This is a genomic window from Planomonospora parontospora, assembly GCA_014647935.1.
Lineage (GTDB): Bacteria > Actinomycetota > Actinomycetes > Streptosporangiales > Streptosporangiaceae > Planomonospora > Planomonospora parontospora.
The window spans coordinates 23,122-40,497 of the sequence record BMQD01000005.1 but is presented as its reverse complement, the minus strand read 5'-3'; the positions used below and the strand labels follow the sequence as shown (position 1 = coordinate 40,497).

Here is a 17,376-nt window from a genome sequence, read left to right as displayed (position 1 = left end):
CCGGTCACCGGGACCCGGCCAACGGGGCCCTGTCACCGGGGCCCGGTCAACGGGTGGGGGCGGTGACGGCCTTCCAGCCGGCCGCGGTGAACTCGGGGGTGCCGGGGAGGGCGACCTGGGGCACGACCGTGGGCAGCGGATCGGGTGTGTTGACCCAGTCCCCCGCCCCGGCGCGGACGGTGGGATGCCAGACCATGAGCACGCTCATGGCGACGGGACTGGAGTACGCCGGTCCGTCGTCCTCGGCACCCTTGGTGGCGGTCACCCGCACCAGGAGGGAGACCTGCACCTGGTCCTCCGCCCGCTTGTGCCACTGCACGCCGATCGTCTCCGTCCGCAGGGCCGCCCCCTCGGGCAGCTTCCCGTCCGCGGGCAGCCCGATGGTCTCCCGCCAGCCGCGGGCGGTGGCCGCCGCGGCCTTGCGTGCCTCGTCCTGCTGCTCCGGCGGGGCGTACAGGACCGCGGCCTGCTCGGCCTGGGCGGAGTCCAGCGTCCAGGCGGTCTCCAGCGCGGCCGCCGCCGCCGAGGCCGCGCCCAGCTCGGTGCGGGGGAACCCGACGGGATAGCCGGCGTCGCCCTGGTAGGCGGAGGGCGAGGCGAGGGTGACCGCGGCCGGGGCGGTGGCGGAGGGCGAGGCGGCGGCCGGCGGCGGAGCCGTACCGGACCGCAGGAGACGCCACCCCACGACCGCCGCCACGATCAGCCCGACGACCGCGAGGACCACGATGACCCTCCGCCGGGACGCGCGTCCCGGCGGGCCGAGGTCGACGTCGAGCACGGAGTCCTCGACGGCCGGCGGCACTAGTGGCTCCGGTCGGGGTGCAGGCTGAACGCCTGACCCGCCGCCGCGGCCAGCCGCAGGTAGGCGCCCCGGGTGGTGGGCCGCAGGCGGGCCAGGTCCACCTCCGCGCCCTCCTTGAGGTGAGGGTCGTAGGGGATGCGGATCACGGTGCGGCACCGGGTGTTGAAGTGGCGTTCCAGCAGGTCGAGGTCGACGTCGGTCTTCGGCTCCACCGCGTTCAGCACCACGATGGCGTTCCGTGCCAGGTCCGCGTGGCCGTGGGCGTTGAGCCAGTCCAGGGTCGCGGCGGCCGAGTTGGCCCCGTCCACCGCGACCAGGCTGACCAGCACGATCTGGTCGGCGAGGTCCAGGGTCGCGCCCATGGCCCCGTGGAGCAGGCCGGTCCCGCAGTCGGTGATGCAGATCGAGTAGTAGCGCTCGATCAGCCCGGCGACCGTGCGGTAGTCCTCGGCGTTGAACGCCTCGCTGACGGCCGGGTCGGTGTCGGAGGCGAGGATCTCCAGCCGCGCCGGGGACTGCGAGGTGAAGGCCCGGGCGTCGGCGTAGCGGAGGATGTGCGGCGCCTCGGCGAGCAGGGTGCGGATGGTCGCGGCGGTCTCCGACTTGACCTTGAGGCCGAGCGTGCCCCGGTCGGGGTTGGCGTCGATCGCGATCACCCGGTCGCCCCGCAGGGAGGCGAGGGTGTTTCCCAGGGCCGCGGTCGTCGTGGTCTTGCCGACCCCGCCCTTGAGGCTCATGACCGCGATCCGGTGGTGCCCCCGCGCGACCGGCGTCTGGGCCTGGGCGATCAGTGTGCGCCGCTCGATCTCCGCCGCGGACTCGGCTGGGATGATCTTCTTCGCGGAGAGCAGCCAGACGAGCCGCCGCCAGCCGCCGGAGGGCTCCGGCCGCCGGTTGGTGAGCAGGTGCTCCGCGGTGAGCGGGACCGACTCCAGCTGCGCGTCGGACGGGGTGGACGGGGTGGAATGGATCTGGGGGGAGGTCTCTGTCATCGTCGGGGGTCCTTTCGTGCGGAACGGCGCGTCGGCGCGGGGCCGTCAGCAGGTACGCCAGCGCACCGTCGTGGAGATCGAGTCGTCGGGTCCGTGGAGGGTCAGCGGGACGGTGACGAAGGGGGCGGGACCGCACCAGTGGCGCACCCGCAGGGCACGCAGCGTGATCACACTCTTGTCCCCCCGCTCCAGGGTCCCGGTGGACGGGCTCACCACCAGGCCGGGAGCCGCCGCGCGCCAGGCCAGCGGGTCTCCCGAGGTGACGGTCAGGGTCATGCTGCCCCGCCCGTACTCGTCCAGCGTCACCTCGACGGGCAGGGGCACCCGGGCGGCCAGCGTGCCCTCTGCGGCGAGCGCGCTCTCCTCGGGGAAGGCCGTGGGCGGGGAGGGCGCGACGGTCACGGCGGCCTGGGGCCTGGAGGACGGCAGGGTCCCGGCAGGGCGCTCAGCGCCGATGGGACCCAGGAGGTTCATTCCCGTCAGGGTTCCCGCGGTGCCGGCGACGACGATGACGATGATCTTCAGCGTCGTCGTCCGGAACCTGTCCCCCGCCCACGTGAGCGCCTCGGCGAAGCGCGCCCGCGGTCCGTCGTGGGGGTGTCCGGGATCGCGGGCCGTACCGGGGGGCCCGGTGGAGGAGGGGATGGAGAGAGGGACGTCGAGGTTCGCCTGCCCGGCGCGGGACGCGATCTGGGAGAGCAGCGCGTCGTAGAGCGGGGTGTCGTGCTCCGGACGCGCCGGGGGCGCGGGCGCCGCCGGGGGTACGGGGGCGGCGAGGGGAACGGTCCTCTCCCCCCGGGGAGGAGCCACCGCGGAGGGCTGCGAGGGCGCAGGCCGTGCCGACGGCGCGGACCGAGGCGGGTACGGCTTCGCGGCCCGTGACGGGTACGGCTTCGCGTACGGCGCGGTACCGCGACGGGGTGCGGGCAGGCCCGCACGTGGCGGCTCCGCGGCCGCAGGCGGGGCGGAGGCCTCGGGCACGGCGTCCAGGATGCGGGTCCCGGCCTCGGGGGTGAGCGGAGGGAGCGGAGGATGGGAGATCATCTGCGGGACCGTGTAGCGGATGTTGATCGGCCGCGTGCAGGCCGGGCACCGGACGATGTGCGCGAGCAGCTCCTCCCGCGCGTGACCGGGTCCGCCAGAGGGTTCGGGGCGGTCGCCGGGGAACGCGGAAGCGGCCAGCGCGCGCAGCTCGGGGCAGGTCGGACGCCCGTGGGCGAGGCCGTCCAGGGCGCTCACGAGCGTCTCGATGATGTCCTGGGTCCTGGTCGCCAGCCTGTCGACCTCCTCCACGGGGAGGGCCAGCACGTACGCGAGGTCCTCCGAGGTCAGCTCGTGACGGAACATCAGCCGCAGCGCCTCGGTGCCCAGCGGGTCGGCGAGTCCCCATCCCTGCTCGATCAGCAGGACGTCCGGCATGCCCGGCCCGCCGCCCGGCACGTATCCGTCCCGGTGGCCGGGCCGGGTGAAGCAGTCCCGCCGCAGGACGGCCAGCAGCCGGGCCCGGACCGAGACGTTCTCCGGGGCGTTCTCCGGGGCGGAGCGCACGCCGCACGCGGCGACGGCGGCGGCCACCGCCGCCGTCGCCCGCTCCGGCCCGAGATGGTAGACGGCGTAGTCCAGTAGGTGCGCGCCGTGCTCGTGCACCCATGCCCTCCACTGGCCGGGGCCGAGCACGGCATTCCCGGTTCCGGTGGATGAGTTCACGGGCCTGAGTACCCGGCCGGGTCCGGAGCGGGCCCGCCGCGGCCCGGGTCGCCGTAACCGCCCGGGTCACCGTAGCCGTCGGGGTCGCCGTAACCGCCTGGATCGCCGTAACCGGGCTGGTCGGACGGCACGGAACCGAGCCCTCCGGGGTCGGGCTGTCCGGGCAGAGCGGGCTGTTCCTGCCCGCCGGACCCGGCGGGCCGATCCTCGGGCCGCGCGGGCTGGACGAACGGGTCGGTCTGCCCGTTCCGGCCGCCCTGTTCGTTCTGACCGCCCTGACCGCCCTGTTCGTTCTGACCGCCCTGGCCGTTCTGGCCGTTCTGCGGGGCGTCGGACCGAGCGGGGGACGGGTCCGTCACCACGAGTTCCAGGCTCCGCTCGGAGAGGCCGGTGAACTTGGTCCAGTTGCTGACCTCACCAGGGGCCGGGTCGGCGAAGAGCCAGCGGAGGAAGGCGGGCCACTGGCACGAGTCGCGGGGGACGGCGTTCTCGGGGAGGGCCGCGCCGCCCTGGGCGGAGCGCAGCTCCGCCAGCTCGGCGGCCGAGTAGTTCCGGCAGGGAGGGGTGCCCGGCGGAGCGATGTTGAGGTCCCACACGCCGTTGGCGTCGGTGTACCGCATGTTCCGGTCCAGCCCGAGGGCCTGCTGCGCGCGTCGGAGGAGCTCGGGGTCCCGGAAGACCGGGAGCGAGACGCCACCGTCGGGGGAGCGCTGCTCGGCGGGGAGGTCGGCGGAGCGCGGAGCGTCCCCGTTCTGGTTCCCGGACCCGTTGGGATCCCGGGTGTCCGGGGCCTGCGCGGCCGGATCCTGAGCGTCCGGGGCCTGGGCATCGGGGGCCTGGGCGGGCGGTGCCTGGGTCTCCCCCGGAGCCGGTGCCCGGTTCTCCGGGTTCCTCTCACCGCCCTCAGGTGCGGGCGCGTGCTCGTCCTGCGGCGCGGGCGGGTCTCCGGCGTTCCTGCGGTCCTGCGGGGCCTGGTCTCCCCGGGAGGGCAGTGCCGGCTTGAGCGTCCTCACGGAGGGCGGCGCGTGCTCGCCTCTCTCCACGGGCGGTTCGGGGTTCGCGGTCCGCGCGGACCGCTTCGCCGGGTGCGTGGGCCTCCCCGTCCCCGCAGGCCGGTCCGTGGGCTTCCTGGTCTCCGCCGGTGTGTTCTTCTGCCTCTCCGCATGGTTCTCCGTACGACGGCCTGTGCGGCCGTCTGTGCGGCTGTCCGTGTGACTGTCCGTGCGGCCGTCTGTGCGGCTGTCCGTGCGGCCGTCCGTGTGACTGTCCGTGCGGCCGTCCGTACGGCCCGGCGGGGTGGACCGGCGGTCGTCCGTGGATGCTCCCCCGCCGTCGCGGTCACCGGTGCCGCTGGGGCGCGTGGTATCACGCGGGGAAGAGGAGGTGTTGCGGGGCGTCTCCTTCGCAGGCATGTTGACGGTCTGCTTGCTGGGAGGGGAGTCCACGATCTTGCTGCCCTCCCCCAGGTTGTTGCTGATCTGCTTCGTCGGCTTCGGCGCGGGAGCGGGGTTGGAGTTGGAGTTGTTCGACCGGTTCCCCGGGTTCTGCGCGGGCGGGGCGGGATACTGCTGCTGCGGGGCCGCCTGCCGGGAGCCCGAGTTGCCACCGGAGTTGCCGCTGGAGCCGGCGTCGCGGGGCTTCGAGTCGGACGACTTCGGCGGGTCGGCGGGCTTCTCCGGCGGAGCCGGATCGCTGCTTGGATTTCCGGGTCGCTGTGCGGAGGCGAGGGCGATACCGACGGAGGAGAGCGTGGTGCAGCCCTCCCCGCCGCCGCTCACCACGCGGCCGTCCGGGGTGAGGGAGAGGCAGACCCGCGTGCCGGCGGCGCTCGCCGTCCCCGGGTCTCCCGCCGCGACCGGCGCACTCTCCCGCTCCGGGGACAGGGCCGCCCACGTGCCAGTCCGCGCGTCGAGGAGGTAGGTGCCGGTGCTGAGTTGCACCGTCTCGACCTCGGCGGGCGGGGAGAGCGCGGATACGGCGGCTCCGAGGCCGGTGCCGGCCGCGAAGACCCCGATCGCGATGCTCGCAGTGACCACCGTCGCGCGCGAGGGCTTACGTGATGGTGTCGTCATCAATGTTCCTCTTCTTCCGGTGGGAACGTCAGGTGCCGTGGCTCTCCAGAACTTCGGACCACTCGCCGAGCACACGGACCCGTTCGTTGGAACCGGCGGGCGGGATGTAGGCCGCGTACATGCGGCCGTACGTCACGCTCGCCGAGCGTGAGAACGCCTTGTTGCCGGTGCGGACCGCGGCCGCACCCTTCAGCGTGACCAGCGCGCCCGCCCGGCGGGCGGTGCGCAGGTCGGTGGAGCGGGCGGCGTACCAGACCAGGGCGCCTCCGTCACTGGTCATGAGCGAGCGCACCGCGCCCTCCGGCCGGTAGGACAGCGAGAGCCGCCAGCCCGCCCGCTCCAGCTGGGCGCGCTCCTGCCGCCAGAACAGCGCGGCCTCGCTGGTCCACGGGCCGTCGGCGAACCGCGCGTCCGGCCGGGTGCTCTGCAGGCTCGCCAGATGGGCCCGGGCGACCTGGCGCGGGGTCGCGCTCAGGCCCGTGGCGTTCTCCGGCAGGCTCGTGGCGTAACCCTCGGAGTCGGTGGCGATCTCGGGCAGCGGCGCGGGGACGGGACGGACGTCGGCGGTGGAACCCACCAGCCGCCAGCCGGCCGGGGTGGAGGCCATCACGTCCATGATCCGGGCGACCCCCTCCTGGTGGGCGATCGCGACGAACCAGTCGGTGGTCCCCGTGGAGTCGCGGGGCACCCAGAGCCTCGGACGTGGCCACAGACCCGCCGCCACCTGCGTGCCCTCCATGCGGGCGGTCTCGAAGGCCGCCCGTGACATCTCCAGGGCGAGGCCGTGCTCCAGCTTCCCCATCGCCTTGGCGTCCATCTTCGACTGGGCGATGGACAGCTCCCGGGCGTAGCGGCCGTGGATGCGGCGCGCGTCCTTGGCGGTGACCCGCGTCGGCAGGGTGTCCACGGGGGACTCGGCCGTGGTCGCGGAAGGTTCTTCGGCGGCCGGATCCGCGGGGGGCTCCGCGGCGGCGGTCGGATCCACCGGGGTGGCCGGAGCGATCACTCCTCCGGGTCCGGCCTTCTCGGTGGTGCCGGACGAGGAGTGGGCGCCGGAGGGGGACGCGTCGACGGACGGGGGCGGGACCGCCGCCTCCCACGAGGTCCCGCCGGGGGCGGGCGTGGTGTGGGCGAGCAGGGTCCGGGGACCGGAGGAGCCGGACAGGACGATCCAGATGCCCACTCCGGTGAAGACGGTGGCGGCCGTCCCGAACACGGCGACCTTCCGCCACCTGAACGTGGACAGCCGTTCGGGCTCCCAGAGGCCGTCGTCGAAGTCCTGTGCGGCAGGGGCATCCATGCGCTGGGAGAGCCAGACTCGCCTGCCCGGGGAATCTGATGCATGCCGCGACATAGATCCCGATATTAGACTGACAATGATCCCGGGGGAAGGTAAAGGGACGGGGTTATTAGCGCTTAAAGCTTCTGTCATATAAATGGCATAAGGGTCGTAATCCGGACTATCCGAAACTCGAGATTCGGCGAATGTCGGGAAGGCCTAGATCGTCCCCACCAGGACATCTCTAGAGATTCGCTCTAGTGCCGAACCCCAGCGAGGCGGCGCGAGAGGGCTCGCGCCACCGCCTCCGGGGACCCGCCCGGAAATTCATGATCATTACAAGGCGTATGACATGAATGCCATTCGCATGTTCATGCCACCTGGTTGGGTCGTCCATATATGCCGCTTATATGCCAACCATTACACCGTTCCCGGCTCCCGGGGACCGGCTCCGAAGATCACCGGAGAATCACCGTGGCGGCATTCCCGGTCCACCGTTCACGGCGGGTCCATCCGCCGATGGCCCACCCGCCGGATGCCGCTCACCGGAGGAGGGCCTGCGGGTGCGGGCGGAGCTGGGATCCGAAACGGAACGACGGTCCGGGACGGGCGCGGGAGTGGGGACGGATCCCCGGACGGAGGGTGACGGCTCCGCCCGCAACGGCTGGAGACCCGGCCGTTCCATGTGAAACTGGCGGACGTGTGGGATTCCCCGTCCGCGGACGGCGGCGCGGCGAGCCTCCGGATCGTGACCGAGCGGCTCCGCCTCACCCCTCTCTCCGTGGCCGACGCCGACGAGATGGTGGAAGTGCTGGCGGGGGACGAGCTCTACGCCTTCACCGGCGGATCCCCGCCCGCGCTGGACGAACTGCGCGCCCGCTACGCCAGCCAGGTCGTCGGCCGCTCCCCGGACGGGAGCGAGGAGTGGCACAACTGGATCATCCGTGGGCAGGCGGACGGGCAGGCGGTCGGCTACGTCCAGGCGACGGTCACGGACGGGGGGCGGCGGGCCGAGATCGCCTGGGTGGTCGGCCTGCACCGGCAAGGACAGGGGTACGCGTCCGAGGCCGCGCGGGCCGTGGCCGGCCGGCTTCGCGCGCGCGGTGTCGTCTTCGTCCAGGCGCACATCCACCCCGAGCACGCTGCTTCCGCCGCCGTGGCCCGCCGGGTGGGTCTGCTTCCCACCGATCGCTTCGACGACGGAGAGCGGCTCTGGCTGTCGCGGCCCGGGAAAGGTCCGTGACGAGGGTCCGTACGGCCGGGACGGCCGTCCGCGCGGCCGGGACGAGCGCCGTCAGAAGTGGCCGGCTCCCCCGGTCCCGTCGGCCTTGTCCGCCCGGGCCGGGAGGAGCAGGGCGGTGACGACCACGACCACGGACAGTGCCGCGCCGATGATGAAGGCCAGCCGCATGCCGTCGAGGGCGGCGAGGTCCCCGGCGACTCCCGCGGACTTCAGGACGTCTGCTCGCGCGCTCATCACGGTGATCACGAGCGCGGTGCCGATGGCCGCGAAGACCTGCTGCAGCGTGCTCAGGATCGAACTGCCGTGGGAGTAGAGGTGCGGGGGGAGCGCTCCGAGCCCGAGGGTGAACACTGGGGTGAAGGTCGCGGCCAGACCCACCATGAGCAGCGCGTGCAGGCCGAGGAGCAGCCAGTACGGCGTGGTCATCGTGATCTGGGTGAAACCGGCCAGTGCGAGCGTGATCCCGATCGCCCCCGGGATGACCAGGACCCGGCCGCCGAACCGGTCGAACAGGCGGCCGACGACCGGGCCGAGCAGTCCCATCGCGAGGCCGCCCGGCATCACGAGGAGTCCCGCCTGCAGCTCGTTGAGTCCGCGGAGGTTCTGCAGGTAGAGCGGGAGCAGGATCATCGAACCCAGCATCGCCATGAAGGCCACCGCCATCAGGACCAGCGCGACCGTGTAGGTGCGGTGGCGCAGGGTGCGCAGGTCCATCAGCGGCGTGCCCCGCTTCTGCAGCGACAGCTGGCGGAGGACGAAGACGGCGATGGTGGCCAGGCCGGCCACCACGATCGCGGCGGCGACACCGACGTCACCGCTCTCGAACCGGCTGAGCCCGTAGACCAGGCCGCCGAAACCGACGGCGGCCGTCACCACGCTGAACCAGTCGATGGTGCTCGCCTGGGGCTCGCCGACGTTCTCGAGCTGCTTCAGGCCGCGCCACGCGATCACGGCGGCGATGGGGAGCACCACGGCGAACAGCAGGCGCCAGGACCCGAGCTGGAGGATCACCCCCGAGACGGCCGGGCCCATCGCGGGCGCGACCGAGATGGCCAGCGTGACGTTGCCCATCACCCTGCCCCGGTCCGCCTCGGGCACCACCTGCATCAGCGTGGTCATCAGCAGCGGCATCATCACGGCGGTCCCGGACGCCTGGACGATGCGCGCGCCCAGCAGCACCTCGAACGACGGCGCGGCGGCGGCCAGCGCCGTGCCGAGCAGGAACAGGCCCATCGCGGTGGCGTACGCGCTGCGGGTGGAGACCCGCTGCAGGAACCACCCGGTGATCGGGATGACCGCGGCCATGGTCAGCATGAAGGCCGTCGAGAGCCACTGCGCGGTCTGCTCGGTGATGTGCAGCGCATTCATCAACCGCGGGATCGCGTTGATCAGGATCGTCTCGTTGAGGATGACCACGAACGTGGCGAGCACCAGCAACCGGATCACGGGCGGCGTGCGGCCTGGGGCGGAGGCCGCGGGCTTGGCGGGTGAGTCGAGCAATCGGCTGGACACGGTACCTCGATCGGGGTCGTCGGACATGGCGTGGCCGCGGCCGGCATGCCGGCCTTCGGTCCCACGGGAAGTGGCCATGTAAGAGTGACGGGCGCCACCGACAAAACTCACCGACCGCGCTCAAGCCTCCGGTACATGATCCGAAATGTCATCTGGTTTTCACCGGTTCGGCGGTGCCCCGGCCGGGGAGGCCTGGCCGGGGCGCGCCGAGGTCGAGACGCGGGACCGGTGGCCGGCGCAGCACGACACGGAGAAGGCCGAGGAGGTGCGGAGACCCGGCGCGGGCCCGGTGAGGACCCTGCGGGAGTCAGGCTCCGCCGCCGAGGCGGGGATCCGCGTCCGCATCGGGACGGGGCCGACCTACCGGCCCCGGAAACGCCAGTGGAGGCTCAGGCTTGTACCTGGCCTCCACGTGTGCAAAGGGTTGGTGTCCGAGGGGGGACTTGAACCCCCACGCCCCGCAAAGGGCACTAGCACCTCAAGCTAGCGCGTCTGCCATTCCGCCACCCGGACTTGGTGCCTGCACGCGAGACCGTCATCCCTCGTCGGCGGACCTAGGTTAGCAAACCTTTGAGCGCACGTCATATCGGTTACCGGCGAGGTCCCCGGGGATGCCTACGGGGTTCCGGCGACGGCAGGATGGGAAGCGCAAGCCGTACCGAACCGAAGGAGTCGACATGACCGCGCTCAATGGTGAGGACGAGGTCGTCGGACTGTGCCGCGACCTGATCCGGATCGACTCGACCAACGCGGGCGACAACACGGGGCCGGGCGAGCGGGCCGCCGCCGAGTACGTCGCGGAGAAGCTGGCCGAGGTCGGCCTGGAGCCGCGGATCCTGGAGTCGGACAGCCGCCGGGCGAACGTGGTCGCCCGCATCAGCGGGGAGGACCCCTCGCGTGACGCGCTGCTGCTCCACGGGCACCTCGACGTCGTCCCCTTCAACGCCGACGACTGGACCCACCACCCGCTCAGCGGGGAGATCGCCGACGGTTGCGTCTGGGGGCGCGGCGCGGTCGACATGAAGGACATGGACGCGATGATCCTCGCGGTCGTCCGGCAGCGGCTCAGCGAGGGCCGCCGCCCGCCGCGGGACGTGGTGCTGGCCTTCACCGCCGACGAGGAGGCCGGCGGTTCGTACGGCGCGCAGTGGCTGACCGACAACCACGCCGACCTCTTCGAGGGCTGCACCGAGGCGATCGGCGAGGTCGGCGGGTTCAGCGTCTCCCTGGACGAGGCCCGCAGGCTCTACCTCATCGAGACGGCCGAGAAGGGCATCGCCTGGATGCGCCTGACGGCCCACGGCCGGGCCGGGCACGGCTCCATGCTCAACCACGAGAACGCCGTCACCGAGCTGGCCGAGGCGGTCGGCAGGATCGGCCGCTACGAGTGGCCGGTACGGCTGACGCAGACCGTGAAGACCTTCCTGGCCGAGGTCTCCGAGGCCCTGGAACTGGAGCTCGACGCCGACGACGCCGAGGCGACCGTGGCCAAGCTCGGCCCGCTGGCCCGGATGATCGGCGCCACGCTCCGCAACACCGCCAACCCCACCATGCTGGCGGGCGGTTACAAGGCCAACGTCATCCCGCAGACCGCCACCGCACACGTGGACGGACGGTTCCTGCCCGGTTACGAGGACGAGTTCTTCGAGACGGTCGACCGGCTGCTCGGGCCCAACGTGACCAGGGAGTTCGTCTACCACGACATCGCGATCGAGACGGGCTTCGACGGGCCCCTGGTGCGCGCGATGGCCGACGCGCTCGTCGCGGAGGACCCGGGGGCGCTGGCGGTGCCGTACACGCTGTCGGGGGGCACCGACCTGAAGGCCTTCAGCCGGCTGGGCATGCGCGGATTCGGGTTCGCGCCCCTGCGGCTCCCCGCGGACCTGGACTTCTCCGGGATGTTTCACGGGGTGGACGAGAGGGTTCCGACGGATTCGCTCCGGTTCGGGGTGCGCGTTCTTGACCGCTTCCTGGACGGCTGCTGAGACGTTCGCGGAAAAACCATTGCACTGACTCGACGTAGTGCTAGCGTAACTCTCCGTCGAAGGGAGGGCCGCTTTCACGCGGCCCCCGCCAGGAGCTGGGGAGGTCGCGTGGCACGCACGCCGGAAGGGCAGCGGGGGATCCTCCCGCCCGCCGTCCCGTGCGTGCCCGTGCTCCTCTCCGCCGGTGCGCCCGCCGTCCGGGAGATCCGGACCACGCGGTTCACGACGGGTGCCCGGCGGGTCGTCAGGCGAGTTCTCGCGGTCGGCGGCCTGTTCGCCGCCGGATGGCTCCTCGCCGTCGTCTTCGGGCTCCTCTGCGCCGCTCCGGCGGCCGCGGGCACCACCGCGGAGGCAGAGGCGGCGCCTGCGGCGGTGGGTTCCGGCCCTCTCGACACGGCCGCTTCCGGACCGGCCTCCGAGGTCGGTGACTTCCCCACGGAAAGCGGCGACCTTCCGGCGGAAGGAAACGCCGAAGCGATGGCCGGGCGAGGCGTCGACGGGCTCACCAGCCAGTCGACTCCGGGATTCCCGGCACCCTCCACCGTCGACCACAACGCCGGGGCGAACGGGTTCGTGCCCCAGCCGAGCGGTGGATCCGGCTCCTTCGGGCCGAGTGTGGGAGACATCGCGCGGTTCGACTACGACCCGCGCCTCAGGGCGCAGCGCGCCCCGCTCGCGGGGGTGCTCCCGCCCGTCGTCCGCACAGCGGCGGACGACCCATCCTTCTCTCCCGACTGATCCCGTCCCATGGACCGGCCGCGTTTCTCCAGACGAAAGCGCCGGTCGAGCGGAACGTGCCTTGGTCCTCCTGACGGAGGAGCCGTTCCGCACCACGGGTGATGAGCGATTCCAGGTCTCGTGACGGCTGCCGGGCGTCCGCTGTGCGGTCTCCCGCCGGGATCCCGCCTGCCCGCGCACCTCGCGCACGAGATGTCAGGTACCCCCATGAATGAACCACAAGGAGCTTCAAGCATGCGTACGTGGGTTAAGAGCACGACCCCCGCGGCCCTTCTCGCACTGGGCGTCATGTCCCTCGGCACCGGTACGGCCTTCGCCGACACCTCGGGCGACGGTTCGATCGGCGGCGGCAACCAGGTCAACCTCCCGATCACCCTGCCGATCGACATCAGCGGCAACTCCGTCGCCGCCATCGGCGAGTCGGAGGCCGGTTCCGTCGGCGGTGCCTCCGTCGAGCAGTCGGGCAAGGGCTCCGGCGCCGGCGGCAACCGGACCAGCGGCGACCACAGCATCCTCGGCGGCAACCAGATCGTCGCGCCGATCACCGCTCCGATCAACGCCTGCGGCAACGCCGTCGCCGTCATCGGCCGCTCCGCCGCCGGCTGCAAGGGCGGCGCCTCGGTCAAGAACTCCGGCAAGGGCTCCGGCGCGGGTGACAACCGGACCAGCGGCCGTGGCAGCATCCTGGGCGGCAACCAGGTGGTCGCGCCGATCACCGCTCCGATCAACGTCTGCGGCAACGCCGTCGCCGTCGTCGGCCAGGCGTTCGCGGGCTGCAAGGGCGGCGCCTCGGTCACCGGCGGCAAGCCCGGTCACGGTTACCACAACGGGCACGGCAAGGGCTCCGGCGCGGGTGGCAACCAGACCAGCGGCCGTGGCAGCATCCTGGGCGGCAACCAGGTGGTCGCGCCGATCACCGCACCGGTCAACGTCTGCGGCAACTCCGTCGGGGCGCTCTTCGGCCAGGCGTTCGCGGGCTGCAAGGGCGGCGCCTCGGTCAAGAACTCCGGCAAGGGCGCCGGCGGCAACCGGACCAGCGGCGACCGCAGCATTCTGGGCGGCAACCAGGTGGTCGCGCCGATCACCGCTCCGATCAACGTCTGCGGCAACGCGGTGGCCGTTCTGGCCGACGCCGCCGCGGGCTGCCTCGGCGGCGCGCACGTCGGCAAGTCCGGCCACGGGTACGACGGCCACGGCTACGACAAGTGGGGCAAGCGCCCCGGCAAGCACACCTCCGGCCTCCTCCCGGCGCTGCCGGTCGTCCCGGCGCTGAGCGGAGCCCAGGACGCCGGTGCCGCTCAGGCGATGCGGGGCGCCTCCTCGTCCGCGCTGCCCGCGGTCGACGGGGTGCCCGGCCTGGCCGAGCTGCCGAACCCGTCCGGCTCGAAGGCCGGGGACCGCAGCGCCCGGCACGCCTCCTCCCCGGCGGCCGGCCTGAACGACGCCGTCCCGGCCCTCGGCGGGATCGGCCTGATGAGCGCCGCCCAGCCCGCGGGCGTGACCGGGATGACCTCCGGCTCGCTGCTGGCCCTGGTGGTCGGGGCGATGGCGGCGGCCTCCGCCACCCTCTTCGCGACCACCCGCCGGGTCCGCTTCGGCAAGCACAAGGCCTAGCTCCGGCAGGCTCGAGGCCTGGTTCCGGCGGCAGGCTCAAGGCCTGGCTCCGGCAGGCTCAGGAGAGCACCGGCGAGACGAGGGCCGGGGAGGCGGAGACCCGCCGAACCGGCCCCACCGAGACCGGCCCCCGCCGGGCGGGGCGAGCGGCAGCCGGCCGCTCGCCGTACCGCCCGGCGCGGGGCGCCCCCGGACCCATCGGGGGAGCACAGACGCTTTGCCCGTTCCGGGGGCGTGGCCCGGGACGGGCAAAGCCATGTCCGGGGGCGGTCGGTCGGCACCCGGTTACGTCCGGCGGCGGTCCGTTCACCGGCGGAAGGAGCCGTCCGTGGACATCGCTTCGCCCGCCCCTGGGCGGTGACCGCCCGTCCGTGGACGACGGTCGATGTCCGGTTCCGGACGGACCCCGCGGGGGTCACATCGTCCGGGTCGCACGTATGATCTTCCGGCGCAGTCGGACGTCCCGGCGGCCGTCGGGATACAGTCGCAGACGGTCGAGCTCCCAGCCGCCGTATTCTGCGTGTTCGGTGAGGATCTGCCGGGCGGCGTTCCTGGAGGTGCCGCGCGGGAGATGAAGAACCAAGTAGGAGTAGTCGAGCACAGCGGTTAGTCTCCGAGAGGTGGGCTGGGGGACGTCGGCACTCATCGGGCTTTATTCTGCGTCCTTGCGGCTTTCCTCGGGAGTGCCCCCGACCAGGATCGGGTAGCCCGAGAGGGAAGTGAACGGGGAACGAATGCGAACAGCGAGGTAGGAAGCAGCGTGCCAGCCAAGAACGGCAACGCCGGCGGAACCCGCCTGGTGATCGTCGAGTCGCCTTCCAAGGCGAAGACCATCGCCGGGTACCTCGGCCGCGGCTATGTCGTGGAGTCCAGCATCGGCCATATCCGCGACCTCCCGCAGGGCGCCGACGACATCCCCGAGAAGGACAAGGGCAAGCCCTGGGCCCGTCTGGGCGTCAACGTCGACCATGAGTTCGAGCCGCTCTACGTCGTCAACGCCGACAAGAAGGCCCAGGTCAACAAGCTCAAGCAGCTGCTCAAGGACGCCGACGAACTCTACCTCGCCACCGACGAGGACCGCGAGGGCGAGGCGATCGCCTGGCACCTCCGCGAGGTGCTCAAGCCCAAGGTCCCGGTCCACCGGATGGTGTTCCACGAGATCACGCCGCGCGCGATCCAGGAGGCGGTGGCCAACCCGCGCGAGCTGAACCTGCGGCTGGTCGACGCCCAGGAGACCCGGCGCATCCTCGACCGCCTCTACGGCTACGAGGTCAGCCCCGTCCTGTGGAAGAAGGTCAAGCCCCGGCTGTCCGCCGGCCGCGTGCAGTCGGTGGCGACCCGGCTGGTCGTGGAGCGCGAACGCGAGCGGCTGGCGTTCACCAGCGCGAGCTACTGGGACCTGCAGGCGCTGTTCGACACCGGCCGCGACGAGGTCCCGCGCGAGTTCACCGCCACGCTGACCGGGGTGGACGGCAGGCGCGTCGCCCAGGGCCGCGACTTCGCGAGCACCGGCGCGCTGAAGAACCCCGGCGTGCTCCACCTGGACGAGGAGGCCGCCCGGGCCCTCGCCGGTCGGCTCGCGGGCACCTCCTACACGGTCGGCTCCGTCGAGCGCCGGCCGTACACCCGCAAGCCGTACGCCCCGTTCCGGACGACCACGCTGCAGCAGGAGGCCAGCCGGAAGCTGGGCTTCTCCGCGAAGCTGACCATGCAGATCGCCCAGCGGCTCTACGAGAACGGTTTCATCACCTACATGCGGACCGACAGCATCACGCTGTCGGAGACCGCCGTCGCCGCCGCTCGCAGCCAGGCCATCAAGCTGTACGGCGCGGCGTACGTCCCGGACAGGCCGCGCGTCTACGCCAGCAAGGTGAAGAACGCCCAGGAGGCGCACGAGGCGATCCGCCCCTCGGGCGAGGAGTTCCGCACGCCGGGCGAGACCGGCCTGACCGGTGACATGTTCCGGCTGTACGAGCTGATCTGGCAGCGGACCGTGGCCTCCCAGATGAAGGACGCGGTCGGCGAGTCCGTCACGGTCAAGGTGGGCGGTGCGTCCAGCTCCGGAGAGCGGGTCGAGTTCAGCGCCTCGGGCCGGACGATCACCTTCCACGGCTTCCTCAAGGCCTACGTCGAGGGCGCGGACGACCCGTCCACCGACCGCGACGACTCCGAGAAGCGCCTGCCGAACCTGACCGAGGGCGACCGGCTCACCGCGCGCGAGCTCGCCACGCTGGGGCACGCCACCAAGCCGCCCGCGCGCTACACCGAGGCCTCGCTCATCAAGGAGCTGGAGGACCGGGAGATCGGCCGACCGTCGACCTACGCGTCGATCATCGGGACGATCCTCGACCGGGGCTACGTCTTCAAGAAGGGCACCGCCCTGGTGCCGTCCTTCCTGGCGTTCGCCGTGGTCAACCTGCTGGAGCGGCACTTCGGCCACCTCGTCGACTACGACTTCACCGCCGAGATGGAGAAGGTCCTCGACGACATCGCCAACGACCGGGCGGAGCGGGTGCCCGAGCTGCGCCGGTTCTACTACGGCACCGGGAGCGCGGCGGGCGCCGAGGGCGACGAGGGCCTGAAGGAACTGGTCAGCGACCTCGGCGAGATCGACGCCAAGGAGATCAGCTCGTTCCCGATCCGGGGCACCGACATCGTGATCCGGGTGGGCCGCTACGGCCCCTATCTCGACCGCGACGGCGCCCGGGTGAACATCCCGGAGGACATGGCGCCCGACGAGCTCACCGCCGAGGTGGCCGAGGAGCTGTTCTCCCGTCCGACCGGCGACCGCGAGCTGGGCAGGGATCCGGTGACCGGCAACATGATCGTGGCCAAGGACGGCCGTTACGGGCCGTACGTCACGGAGATCCTGCCCGAGGAGCCGCCGCCGGCCGAGGGGGCGAAGAAGCGGAAGAAGGCCGACGTCCCCAAGCCGCGGACCGGTTCGCTGCTGAAGTCGATGTCCCTGGAGACCGTCACGCTCGAGGACGCCATGCGGCTGCTCTCGCTGCCCAGGGTTCTGGGGGAGATCGACGGTCAGGAGGTCACGGCGCAGAACGGCAGGTTCGGCCCCTACCTGAAGAAGGGCACCGACTCGCGGTCGCTGGCCTCCGAGGAGGAGATGTTCACGGTCACGCTGGACCAGGCCAAGGAGATCTTCGCCCAGCCCAAGACCCGCGGCCGCCGTGCCGCCGCGGCGCCGCCGCTGCGCGAGCTGGGTGAGGACCCGGTCTCCAAGAAGCCGATCGTGGTCAAGGAGGGCCGTTTCGGTCCGTACGTGACAGACGGGGAGACCAACGCCTCGCTGCGCAAGGACGACGACGTCGAGCAGATCACCACCGAGCGCGCGGCCGAGCTCCTGGCCGACCGCCGTGCCCGCGGCCCGGCGCCCAAGCGCCCCACCCGCGCGAAGGCGAAGGCCAAGACCTGAGC

Annotated in this window: 12 protein-coding genes and 1 tRNA gene; 5 read left to right on the top strand and 8 right to left on the bottom strand. The window is 72.3% G+C overall.

What is annotated here, in order from left to right; genetic code table 11:
* Positions 1 to 46: 46 nt before the first annotated feature.
* From IEZ07_RS09380 to IEZ07_RS09360, 5 genes are read right to left on the bottom strand one after another with little or no spacing between them, the layout of a single operon-like run.
* Positions 47 to 802, bottom strand: a complete 756-nt coding sequence (locus tag IEZ07_RS09380) for a hypothetical protein (RefSeq protein WP_191894392.1) — start codon at positions 800 to 802, stop codon at positions 47 to 49.
* Positions 802 to 1,794, bottom strand: coding sequence for a MinD/ParA family ATP-binding protein (locus tag IEZ07_RS09375; RefSeq protein ID WP_191894391.1), 993 nt, complete (start codon positions 1,792 to 1,794; stop codon positions 802 to 804). The genes IEZ07_RS09380 and IEZ07_RS09375 overlap by 1 nt, the downstream gene beginning before the upstream one ends.
* Before the next feature lie 45 nt (positions 1,795 to 1,839).
* On the bottom strand, positions 1,840 to 3,501 hold the full coding sequence (locus tag IEZ07_RS09370; protein ID WP_191894390.1) for a hypothetical protein: 1,662 nt from the start codon (positions 3,499 to 3,501) through the stop codon (positions 1,840 to 1,842).
* Complete coding sequence (locus IEZ07_RS09365; RefSeq protein ID WP_191894389.1) at positions 3,498 to 5,573, bottom strand: hypothetical protein; 2,076 nt, start codon at positions 5,571 to 5,573, stop codon at positions 3,498 to 3,500. The genes IEZ07_RS09370 and IEZ07_RS09365 overlap by 4 nt, the downstream gene beginning before the upstream one ends.
* 28 nt (positions 5,574 to 5,601) lie before the next feature.
* A complete protein-coding gene (locus IEZ07_RS09360; protein ID WP_191894388.1) occupies positions 5,602 to 6,873 on the bottom strand; it encodes a DUF8094 domain-containing protein in 1,272 nt (423 codons plus the stop codon).
* A gap of 679 nt (positions 6,874 to 7,552) precedes the next feature.
* On the opposite strand from IEZ07_RS09360, the gene IEZ07_RS09355 reads away from it, so the two are divergent.
* Positions 7,553 to 8,095 (top strand): GNAT family N-acetyltransferase, encoded by a 543-nt coding sequence (locus tag IEZ07_RS09355; protein WP_239319953.1) that lies wholly within the window; start codon positions 7,553 to 7,555, stop codon positions 8,093 to 8,095.
* Between the two features lie 51 nt (positions 8,096 to 8,146).
* On the opposite strand, the gene IEZ07_RS09350 is transcribed toward IEZ07_RS09355, so the two are convergent.
* The gene (locus IEZ07_RS09350; RefSeq protein ID WP_301549314.1) at positions 8,147 to 9,607 is read right to left on the bottom strand and encodes an MDR family MFS transporter; all 1,461 of its coding nucleotides are present in this window, start codon (positions 9,605 to 9,607) and stop codon (positions 8,147 to 8,149) included.
* Between the two features lie 425 nt (positions 9,608 to 10,032).
* A tRNA-Leu gene (locus IEZ07_RS09345) sits at positions 10,033 to 10,120 on the bottom strand.
* Between the two features lie 164 nt (positions 10,121 to 10,284).
* Here IEZ07_RS09345 and IEZ07_RS09340 point away from each other — a divergent pair.
* From IEZ07_RS09340 to IEZ07_RS09330, 3 genes are all read left to right on the top strand, one after another.
* On the top strand, positions 10,285 to 11,592 hold the full coding sequence (locus IEZ07_RS09340; RefSeq protein WP_191894386.1) for a M20/M25/M40 family metallo-hydrolase: 1,308 nt from the start codon (positions 10,285 to 10,287) through the stop codon (positions 11,590 to 11,592).
* 108 nt (positions 11,593 to 11,700) lie between these two features.
* Positions 11,701 to 12,330, top strand: a complete 630-nt coding sequence (locus IEZ07_RS09335) for a hypothetical protein (RefSeq protein ID WP_239319957.1) — start codon at positions 11,701 to 11,703, stop codon at positions 12,328 to 12,330.
* A gap of 234 nt (positions 12,331 to 12,564) precedes the next feature.
* Positions 12,565 to 13,944: a chaplin family protein gene (locus tag IEZ07_RS09330; RefSeq protein WP_191894385.1), complete on the top strand. Its 1,380-nt coding sequence runs from the start codon at positions 12,565 to 12,567 to the stop codon at positions 13,942 to 13,944.
* A gap of 415 nt (positions 13,945 to 14,359) precedes the next feature.
* Here the strand turns inward: IEZ07_RS09330 and IEZ07_RS09325 are convergent, their stop codons facing one another.
* A complete protein-coding gene (locus IEZ07_RS09325) occupies positions 14,360 to 14,545 on the bottom strand; it encodes a DUF5703 family protein (RefSeq protein ID WP_068900476.1) in 186 nt (61 codons plus the stop codon).
* A gap of 159 nt (positions 14,546 to 14,704) precedes the next feature.
* On the opposite strand from IEZ07_RS09325, the gene topA reads away from it, so the two are divergent.
* Positions 14,705 to 17,374: a type I DNA topoisomerase gene (topA, locus tag IEZ07_RS09320; protein ID WP_191894384.1), complete on the top strand. Its 2,670-nt coding sequence runs from the start codon at positions 14,705 to 14,707 to the stop codon at positions 17,372 to 17,374.
* Positions 17,375 to 17,376: the final 2 nt, after the last annotated feature.